This window comes from Echinicola sediminis (genome assembly GCF_054777495.1).
In genome coordinates this window covers 1-10,627 of the sequence record NZ_BAAHAP010000135.1, presented here as the reverse complement: position 1 = coordinate 10,627, position 10,627 = coordinate 1, and the positions used below count along the sequence as shown (strand labels likewise).

Below are 10,627 nucleotides of genomic sequence, written 5' to 3'. Positions count from 1 at the left end.
TTCCCCTCCTTCTCACCAATTACCTTTGAAAAAAAATAATGCTGCTTTGTTTTGATTGATTATGACCTAATGTCCCTCACTGAAGAAGACTTCAATTCCAGCTGGCGAATATTACTGGTTTTACGGGCAATCTCCCTTAACTGGCTGTCCAGCTCTTCACAGGATTTCATCAAACTATCCAAAAGCATTTCCTGTTCATCCGGGTCAAATCCAAATTCCCGCATATGAATCACCAATCCCATAATCCTTGCCAATGGGGCCCTTACCAAATGGGACTGTGCAAAGGCAATCCTACTGAATTCTTGGTTATGGCTCTTTATCTGCTCTATGATGCCACGCAACTTGGATACATCCTGCATGCAGCCCACCATTCGAACGGCCCTGCCGTTTTTATCCTTCAAGAGATACCCTGTATTCAAAACATGGGCATACTCGCCATCCTTTTTCCTAAACCTGAACTCTTCCTCCCACTTATTGATATTCCCCCCATGGACGTATGTACTCATACTTTCCCGTACCCTGTCCAGGTCCTCCGGATGGATAAGGGCCTCCCACTCCTCTAGACATTGATGATCTTTATCGGATTCATATCCAAACAAACGGCAGTAATTCCCTCCCCATCGAAGAGATTTCTCCACAAGGTTCCTTTCCCAAAACGCTTCATTGGCTGCTTTGCTGACCAAATCATATCTTTCCCTGGCCAATTCCACCGCTTTTTCCGCTTTTACCTGTTGACTGATATCATTGGCCATCAATACCCATACCTCCCCTTGATACTTTCTGCCTGCCCCCACTGCGGTGACGGCAACATTGATTTTTTGACCATCTTCCCCGACAAAGACCGTTTCAAAGTCCTTGGCATTTTTTGCGCAAATGGATGGATCAAAAATAAAACCAGGCAAGAATTCCTGCCCCTCCTCACAAACAACCGAACGAAAATCTTTACCGATAGCCTCTTCTCCACTCTCAAACAAGACCTTTTGTGCATAGAGATTGGCATAAATAATCTTCAGATCGGCCGAAACAATAAGAACAAAACTTGGTAGGGTATGAAAAACCTTTTCGATTTCGATAAGGGACATAAAGTCGAAAAGCTTGTATTTACGGAGGCAAACCCAGGTAAACAGGGTAAAACCGGTCATAAAGGTAGATGTAACCGGAACATCATTTAGTCCAAAAGAATGGAAAAGCATCTGGGTAACCGCCCCCTGCACGGTAGGAATCAATATGCCTATCCCTATCCAAAATGCCTGTCTTCGTTTTTGGTATTCATTTTCTTTGTTGCGCGCATACTGAAACAACATAATGAGACCCCATAATACGAAACAAAAAATCCAATAACGCTGAATCAAATCCAAAGACCCTTTCCGCACTCCCAGCACATAACCCCACACCTCATCCTTTAACAGGATAACCGGATCGGGATTGGAATGGTAAACAATATAAAATAAAATAAAAGGTCCATACAATGCCATCAATCCTGTACGGGTCTTCACAAAACTCCTTTCAGTAAATAGACCGCAAAAATGGCAAACCAAGGCCCCACAGGCCAACCAGCTAAAACTGCAGATATGCTCTATCAACAATGCCTTCTCATGCGATATGGATAATCTCAACAAAGAATCATCGAGCTGCCAAACGATCAAACAAAAGACGATCAGGGCAAAAACATCCACATGCCTCCGCCTAGGCATATACCGCAGTATATAAAATAATATGACCCCATTAAGTACCATAGGTATGAACGCGATCATAAAGGTTATAAGACGGAATCCCTGTGGCATTAATTATTCATTGAAGTGATTAAACCGAATACAAACATAATAAAATAAATTTTGTTTATACTTATTTGCTTTTCAATTACATTTTTAATCCCTTCACGATGTAAATTAAAAGAATTACTGGAACTGCAATTTCCTTTTATCAGGGCTCCGTTTCTTAAAGACTAAGGGCGTTCATTTGGGGTGATCAAAGGGTGTCTTTAAGAGAAAATACGCTTAACTCAAAGTATTTTTGCAGTGGATCAATTCTCGTACCAGATTGGTTCCTATCAGGCAAAAAATAGGAAAAGAACTTAGCTTTCCTCCTGCCGGGAAGATCAGGTATCCGATATTTTCCATTTTTTTATTATATTAATTAGAAGCAACTGCTTAGACCTTAAACCCAAATAACTATCCTATGATCGGCACTTTTCCTCGCCTTTTATTGTGTTGCTTCGTTCTGACACTCTGTTTTCAGCCTCCAGGCTTTTCTCAGGACATCACAATAAAAAAGCTTCTAGTAGAAAACCGAGAGGCCCCCTTTGGCTTAGACTGCCCCGCCCCCCAATTCACCTGGATCATCCAGTCCAAGCTAAAAAATGTTGACCAAACCGCTTATGAAATACAGGTTAGCTTATCTAAAGCTCCATTTAAAACCTCTCTCTATTGGGAAAGTGGAATGATCAATAGCAAGCAGTCCGTAAAAGTCAACTATGCCGGTCCTCCCCTGAGCAGCAATACCCAATACTACTGGCGTGTCCGTATCCATACCAATAAAGGGCCAAGCCCATGGTCTGACATCGGAAGCTGGCAAATGGGCCTTTTGAGCAAAGATGACTGGAAGGCCTCTTGGATATCACCGGGCTACAAAGAAGGGAGATCCTACAAACCCTCCCCTTTATTGAGAAGGGAGTTTGACCTTAACAAGAAAATCAAATCTGCCACAGCCTATATCACAGCCCACGGTATGTACCAGGCATTTATCAACGGTCAAAAAGTGGGCGATGCCTATTTCACCCCGGGCTGGACCAGCTATGGAAAACGCTTACAGTACCAAGCCTATGATGTCACCGGACTGTTGCAAGCCGGAACCAACGCCGTCGGCGTGATACTTGGCAATGGATGGTACAGGGGGGAACTTGCCTGGAGAAGCCAGAAAAACATTTTCGGGGCTGACATTGCGCTTTTGATGCAAATTGAGATCGAATATTCGGACGGTGAACGTTTCACATTCTTTAGTGATGGCAACTGGAAATCATCGACCGGCGAAATCCTGCAGAGCAGCATTTATAATGGTGAAACCATTGATGCCAGGAAAAAACACCCGGGATGGATGCTGCCGGATTTTGACCAACAGTCTTGGCACAGCGTAAAAGTCAATGATTACGGTTATGAAAAACTCACCGCCACCTATAGCGAACCCGTAAGAAAACAGGAAACCTTTAAACCCCTTCAGGTCATCACCACCCCCAAAGGAGAAACCGTGTTGGATTTTGGACAAAACCTCGTAGGATTTGTAGAAGTCGATATTTCCGGCAAAAAGGGCAAAAAAATCACCCTGATGCATGCGGAGGTATTGGACAAAAAAGGGAATTTCTATACCGACAACCTCCGCTCTGCCAAACAGAAAAACACCTATATCCTAAGCGGAAAAGGCCAGGAGCATTTTGAGCCACATTTTAGCTGGCAGGGCTTTCGCTACGTCAAAGTCAAGGGAGTGGAGGGGAAAATCGATCCGGATAATTTCACCGCGGTCGCCCTGTATTCCGACATGCCCAAAACCGGAAACTTCAGCACTTCCCACCCTCTTCTGAACCAACTGCAACATAATATTCAATGGGGACAGCGGGGCAACTTCCTGGATATCCCCACCGATTGTCCCCAGCGTGACGAACGACTGGGCTGGACCGGAGATGCCCAGGTCTTTTTCAGAACTGCCGCATTCAATATGCAGGTGGATAACTTCTTTGGCAAATGGCTGAGAGACTTGGCCGCCGATCAACTTGAAAACGGGGCGGTCCCCCATATTATCCCCAATATCATGGGATCAAAATCCTCAGGTTCTGCAGGATGGGCTGATGCCGCCACCATCATTCCCTGGAACATGTACTTATTATATGGTAGTAAAGAGGTATTGAGGCAACAATATCCCAGCATGAAAGCCTGGGTCGATTACATGTTGGCCAATAGCCGGGAAATGCTCTGGAATAATGGGAGGCACTTTGGTGACTGGCTATTCTACAAGCCAGAAAATGAGGTAGAGGGAAGGTCCACCCTCACCGACAAGCACCTCATCGCCCAGTGTTTTTTTGCGCATTCCACCCAAATACTGATCAATGCAGCCAGGGTACTTGGTAACGATGAAGATGTAGAGAACTACCAAGAGCTTTTGAGCCATATCAAATCGGCCTTTTTAAAGGAATATGTTAAGGAAAACGGCGAGCTGATCTCAGATTCTCAAACGGCCTACGTGCTGGCATTGCAATTTGATCTTTTGCCGGAAACCCTCCGTCAAAAAGCAGCTCAAGCTTTGGCCGAAAATATCATCAACTACGATTATCATTTGACCACCGGTTTCCTGGGCACCCCCTATATTTGTCATGTGCTATCCCGCTTTGGGTACCAGGACCTCGCTTTCACCTTGCTGATGCAAAGCAGCTATCCCTCTTGGCTTTATCCGGTCACTAAGGGAGCCACTACCATATGGGAGCGCTGGGATGGCCTAAAAACCAATGGTGATTTTCAAACGCCCCGCATGAATTCTTTCAACCATTACGCTTACGGAGCCATAGGTGATTGGATGTACCGAAACCTGGCAGGTATCAACAGCGATGAGGCTTTGGATAGCACGGGATATAAAAAAATCATTATCCAACCTCATTGGGACAATCATATTTTAGATGATAAGGTAAGGGAAAAGGCCGGCCCAGCCTTGGAAGATGTCCTGACAACCTTGGAAACCTATTATGGCACTATTTCCAGTCATTGGAACAAAAAACCGGAAGGCGTCCTCCTTTCTGTGAATATCCCTGTCAATACCAGAGCGACCATTATCCTTCCTAACACCGGGCTTTCCAACATTTACTGTAATGAGACTCCCCTAAAAGATAATAATGACATCCTCAGTCATTCCGAAAAAATGGGCAACTGCTTGATTACGGTAGGCTCAGGCCAGTATTTATTCTTTACCAAGAACACACCATAAGATATTTAGTTTCGTATCATTATCATATAAATTTTTATACCTATATTAACGTCACAAAACGAAAGTTTTATTTAATTTGACTAATCAATTTCTTAATCATCAAACATGAAACATTCTTACGTTTTCCTATTACTGCTTATTTTTAGTTTTTACAGCTGCAAACCATCCAAGCAAGAAGAGGCTGTTGCGGATAAAAAACCCAACATCATTTATATTCTTGCTGATGACCTAGGCTACGCTGAATTAGGGAGTTTTGGGCAGGAACTGATAGCAACGCCCCACTTAGACCAATTGGCAGCCAATGGCATGAAATTCACCCAGCATTACTCTGGTGCTCCCGTTTGCGCTCCTTCCAGGTGTGTGCTTCTCACAGGAAAACATACAGGCAATGCCCATATCCGGGGAAATGATGAATGGGCCGAAAGAGGAGAAGTTTGGAACTTTGAGAAAGCAGTAAACGACCCTAACCTCGAAGGCCAACGCCCCATGCCCAAGGAAGAAACTACCATTGGCAGTGTACTCAAGTCAGTGGGGTACAAAACCGCTGTGATCGGTAAATGGGGACTGGGGGCCCCGCTGACAGATGGAATACCGAATAACCGGGGTTTTGACTTTTTCTATGGCTATAATTGCCAGAGACAGGCCCATACGCTTTACCCAAAACACCTTTGGAAAAACCAGGAGAAAGTATGGTTGGACAATAAGCTGGTAGTGCCCAACAGCAAACTGGACAAAGATGCCGATCCGCTAAAGCAGGAAAGCTATGACAAATTTTTCCAGCAGGATTATGCTCCTGAGCTGATGCAAAAAGAAGCGCTAAAGTTTATCGAAGAAAACCAGGACCAGCCTTTCTTCCTTTATTATGCCACCCCATTGACCCATGCCCCACTTCAGGTTCCTCAAAAATACATTGATGAATATGTGGAGAAATTTGGGGACGAGGAACCTTACCTTGGCAATAAGGGATATTTCCCTACCCGATACCCAAAAGCAGCCTATGCTGCCATGGTGACTTACCTGGATGCCCAGGTAGGCGAACTGATCGCAAAGCTGAAAGCAACAGGACAGTATGAAAACACGTTGATCATTTTCTCCTCGGACAATGGTCCCACCTATAATGGAGGTACCGAATCTCCTTATTTTGACAGTGCCAAACCTTTTAAAAGTGATTACGGCTGGGGTAAGGGCTTTGTGCATGAAGGAGGAATCAGAGTTCCCATGATCGCCGCTTGGGAAGGTAAAATCAAGCCCGGAACCAGTAGCAACCTGATCTCTGCATTTTGGGATGTAATGCCCACCTTGGCTGATGTGGCCGGAGCTCCAACCCCTGAAAAAATTGATGGTATCAGCTTCTTACCAGAGCTTCTCGGTGAAAAAGGACAAGAAAAGCATGACTTTCTTTACTGGGAATTCCCTGCTTATCAAGGCCAGCAGGCTGTAAGAATGGGCAAATGGAAGGGAATACGAAGAGACATCTTCAAAGGCAATATGGAAATAGAACTGTATGACCTGGAAAGCGACCCTCAAGAACAGAACAATATTGCTCAATCCCATCCTGAAGTGGTAACCAAAATAGCTGAAATCATGAAAAATGAGCACAGCACACCAAGTATCGACCGCTTTAAAATCAAGGAGCTTGGGGATATTTAAGCTGCCCAAGGCTTAGTTGCGGTAGTCTATCCTCCATCCCTCGGAAGAGCAGAAACTTGAGAAAACAATTCTATGGGCGGATCTCCATTTTTGAAGAAAGGAGATTCGCCCGTTTTTCACACTAAAAGATCCCTTGCTACTTTAAGGGAAATCCTTTATCTACATCCCTTCGATCATTTCATTTTGCACCCTATGAACCAATTTTCCATTTCCAACAAGATCTTTTTTCTTTATGCTTTTCTATTGCCCCTTTTTCTAACGGGAGCATGTTCTCCGGTTGAAAAAAACGATGTTGCCCGACCCAACATTATCCTGATTGTCACCGATGACCAGGGCTATGCTGACCTGAGTGCCTTTGAGCACGTTTCAGAAAACTGTCAAACCCCAAACATGGACAGGATTGCAAAAAACGGGGTATTGTTCCCTAATGCCTATGTCACCGCTCCTGTCTGCAGCCCTTCGCGGGCTTCCCTTTATACGGGCCAATATCAGGAAAAGTGGGATCCACAAATGTTCTGGTCACCAGGACTTCCCAAAAACGTAGCTACCATTGCGGAAGTGCTGGGACAGGAAGGCTACCGCACAGGAAAGGTGGGCAAAAGTGATTTTGGCACCAACTACCATAATGCCCAGTCCCGTGAGTTCCCACTTCATCATGGCTATGAAACCTTTATGGGCTTCAGTGCCCATGCCCATGACTATTTTCTTTTGGACGAAAAGACAGAAAGGAGCACTCCTGACCCTTATGGCAGCAGCGCTTCTTTGGGCAGGTTGTTTCAGGACAGCACCAAAACAAGCTTTGAAGACACATACACCACCGACCTTTTTACAGACAAGGCCATTGAATTTATAAAAGGTAACCAGGGAGAACCATTTTTCTTGGACCTATCTTACAATGCTGTCCACCACCTTATTCACGAAGTGCCCAAAAAATACCTTGAAAAATGGGGCGTGGAGCCAATTGCCGATTATGACAGCACGTATGGCAACTACAAGGATTACTACTGGGACTATACACAGGTAGGCAAAATTTCCGACGAGAACATGAGAAAGTATTATCTGGCCAACCTCAACTGCCTGGATGATAATATCGGCCGGCTCTTGGACGCTTTGGAAGCTGAGGGAATCGCCGAAAACACCCTGATCATCCTGGTATCTGACAATGGCGGGGAACCGCTCGCCGGAGCCAATAACCTGCCCCTCGCCGGCAGTAAATACACCATGCACGAGGGCGGTATCCGCATTCCCATGATCATGTCCTGGCCCAATGGTCTGCCCAAGGACAAACTTTACGGGCACCGTGTTTCGACCTTGGACATCTTCCCCACCTGTCTGGAAGCAGTTGGATTCGAACAAAAAGAAAATTTCGGTACGGACGGTAGCAGTCTGATCCAGCCCATTCTAGAAAACCAAGCTTCACCTGCCTCCCAACACCCCTTATTCTTCCAGTTTGGAAAGCAATGGGCCGTAATAGATCAAGATTGGAAGCTGGTCTTTGCCGAGGACTACAACCCCGCCAACAGGCCCATTACCTCCCAAATTATGTTGGGAGCCAACCCCGGTGTGGAAGCATTGTACAACTTGCAAAATGACCCTGGGGAAAGAAACAATCTCATCGAGCAGGAAGACCAGAAAGCAGTGGAGCTGAAAAATAAGCACCAAAACTGGCTGAACAGTATGAAAGGAAACTATGCTTCCTACGAACTGGAAGTGAAAAAACAGTAAAGCCCCATTTTTCAGGTTTTAATCAAGGAGGAGGAAATAAAATTTAGAGCAGTGTAAAGAGCCAAGAGAAAAGAATAAAGAGGCCAAAATTGGCCTTATGGGGATTGACGTACTTAAAACTCCCTTATCCATGGTTTTGGATCACAGGTCCTGTATACTTTTCAGGTTTGCCTATTCCTACATCTTCTCCAAATCAATGGCTTTGGTCTCCTTGAGATGCAATGCCTTCCATTCCCTCCAGACGCAGAAAACGCGCTGCATTGTTATAGAAGATATCCTGCTTTTGTTCGTCCGTTAAGAAAGGGGCCTGCTCTATGGTTTCTATAGCCACACCGATTTTTTCGGGCCATACCATTTGATCAGAGCCAAACATTAGTCTTTTTCCCAACCCAGCTTCGATCAGTGTCTCCAAAAAGTCATAAAAGGCTGAGCGCGGGATCACCCAGGTGATGGTGGACAGATCGGCGTAAAGCTGTGGATACTGGTACATCATGGCGATCATTTCATCGCGATACGGAAACCCCGCATTCTCCACATAAATCCTGAGTTTGGGATGGGCCTTCAGCACATCCTCCAGCAATAAGAGGCTGCCCAGATCGGACCTGAAATTGGGGGTGTGAGGGCCTATGCCCAGGGTATGTATCAGGACGGGAAGCTCCAATTCCTCGGCCAGCTGAAAATAAGGCTTCAGCGAGGGATCACTTGGTGCTATTCCACTAAGCTGCGCTCCGATTTCCCCCATTCCTGTAAACCGGCCCGAGGCATATTCCTGTTTGAGCTGCTCCAATTCAGCGCTTGTTGGGTTCAAAATAAAGGGAGCTAAAATAAACCTATCAGGCGCTTCTTTTCCCCAGTCCTGAACAGCCGACCAATCCACACCGCTAAGAAAAGCTTTGCTGATCTGGTGCAGGTCCATTGCTTCTAGGGTTTTCTTCATCAGTTCTGTTGGGTCGGTCGTTGCCTGGATATCTCCCTCACATGGCTCAGGGCGGCAAATGGAAGGCATTCCAGGGGGCACTTCAAAAGGAAGCCCGGTATGCATGTGCATGTCGATAATTTTTCCCGTATAATGGTAACTTTCGGGACTCTCCACTTCCTCCACTTCTTGCTCCGGTTTTGGGTTACAACTAAACAGTATTAAAGATAGAGAACCCAATATTACTATTAAATGTCTCATGATAAAATCGGTTAGTTGATAAGAAACAGCTAGGGGAATTGCCTAGGGGTAAAGCATTGTGAAGCTGCAAAGGCCATCATGGTTACATGTCTCCTCGATTTGAAAGGACACTAAAACACGGACAACAAAACACCCATACACAACTGGTAAACAATGCATTACACACTAAATTTACCGATATTTTTGCACTTTCGGTATCTATTAGGGCATTATGGCTGCCTGGCTCCTAAATGCCTTCATTCTCGAGCAAATTTGGTGGGCAAAGCGGTAAACAAAAATTCCAACTCTGTCACTTTTCAGTAGTTTCGGAGCTGAGTTAAGAATCAAATCTAAAGGATTAAAAGGAGACTAAAATTCGGCCCAAAGGACAGGTATTCATTCTCCATATCCAGAACAGCCCCAATTATAAAAAGCTTTTCGCCCCTTCGCGATTTCAGTACCTCTGTGGTTAATCCACTGACAAAGTTAATATCACCCAAATTCTGTCTGCCCTTAAACACTCTCCCCAAAAGTCAGCAAATTATTGTCCGGGTCAAGGATCGAAAACTCCTTTTGTCCCCAGGGCTTTAATGCCAGATGCCCATTGGGATGGATAGCAATGTCCCTTTCCAAAAACGAATGGTATAACTGATCGATATCATCTGTTCTGATATATACCTGTCCATAGTTTTCCTTGGGATCAAGGGCCTTGAATTCAAAAAAGTGAAGCTGCACCTGGTCCTTTTCCACCATTAGATAACCTTCATAGTCCGCATTTCCAAATTCCTCAAAGCCCAACTGGCGAATATAATAATCCCTTGTCGCGGCCTTGTCGCGCATGGGCAATTTGGGATGGATGGATGTAAGCATATTTTATGGGTTTATAAATTTCTAATGGATTTTGGGCAGAATACTTATGTTCAATGGCTCTTTCTAAAGTAACTGCCACTAAGGGGTATCCCCTACTTGCCTGCCCAATCCTTTTTCAAAAAAGGCTAATTTCTCCATACATCTACATTCCTACATCTTAACATGGCCCTCCTTCAATTTACATAATCGCTCCTTCGGGTTACTGTTGTATTCCTTCTCCTTACAGCTTTACTCCTTCGGGGTACAGTTGTATTCCTTCAC

6 protein-coding genes are annotated in these 10,627 nt (G+C 45.0%); 3 read left to right on the top strand and 3 right to left on the bottom strand.

Going from position 1 to position 10,627, the window contains the following annotated elements; genetic code table 11:
• Positions 1-59 precede the first annotated feature (59 nt).
• Entirely contained in the window at positions 60-1,754 is a 1,695-nt protein-coding gene (locus ACYVAA_RS20905) for a PAS domain-containing protein (protein ID WP_460545564.1), read from the bottom strand.
• Between the two features lie 424 nt (positions 1,755-2,178).
• On the opposite strand from ACYVAA_RS20905, the gene ACYVAA_RS20900 reads away from it, so the two are divergent.
• The 3 genes from ACYVAA_RS20900 to ACYVAA_RS20890 all read left to right on the top strand — a co-directional run bounded on the left by ACYVAA_RS20900 (position 2,179) and on the right by ACYVAA_RS20890 (position 8,340).
• Complete coding sequence (locus ACYVAA_RS20900; protein ID WP_460545562.1) at positions 2,179-4,965, top strand: family 78 glycoside hydrolase catalytic domain; 2,787 nt, start codon at positions 2,179-2,181, stop codon at positions 4,963-4,965.
• A 105-nt stretch (positions 4,966-5,070) separates the two neighbouring features.
• Positions 5,071-6,615 carry an arylsulfatase gene (locus ACYVAA_RS20895; protein WP_460545560.1) on the top strand — a complete coding sequence of 515 codons (1,545 nt, stop codon included), beginning with the start codon at positions 5,071-5,073 and terminating at the stop codon, positions 6,613-6,615.
• A 192-nt stretch (positions 6,616-6,807) separates the two neighbouring features.
• Positions 6,808-8,340: a sulfatase family protein gene (locus tag ACYVAA_RS20890; protein WP_460545557.1), complete on the top strand. Its 1,533-nt coding sequence runs from the start codon at positions 6,808-6,810 to the stop codon at positions 8,338-8,340.
• Between the two features lie 193 nt (positions 8,341-8,533).
• On the opposite strand, the gene ACYVAA_RS20885 is transcribed toward ACYVAA_RS20890, so the two are convergent.
• Both ACYVAA_RS20885 and ACYVAA_RS20880 read right to left on the bottom strand, forming a co-directional pair.
• Complete coding sequence (locus tag ACYVAA_RS20885; protein ID WP_460545555.1) at positions 8,534-9,517, bottom strand: amidohydrolase family protein; 984 nt, start codon at positions 9,515-9,517, stop codon at positions 8,534-8,536.
• A 492-nt stretch (positions 9,518-10,009) separates the two neighbouring features.
• Complete coding sequence (locus ACYVAA_RS20880; RefSeq protein WP_460545553.1) at positions 10,010-10,366, bottom strand: bleomycin resistance protein; 357 nt, start codon at positions 10,364-10,366, stop codon at positions 10,010-10,012.
• Between the last annotated feature and the right edge of the window lie 261 nt (positions 10,367-10,627).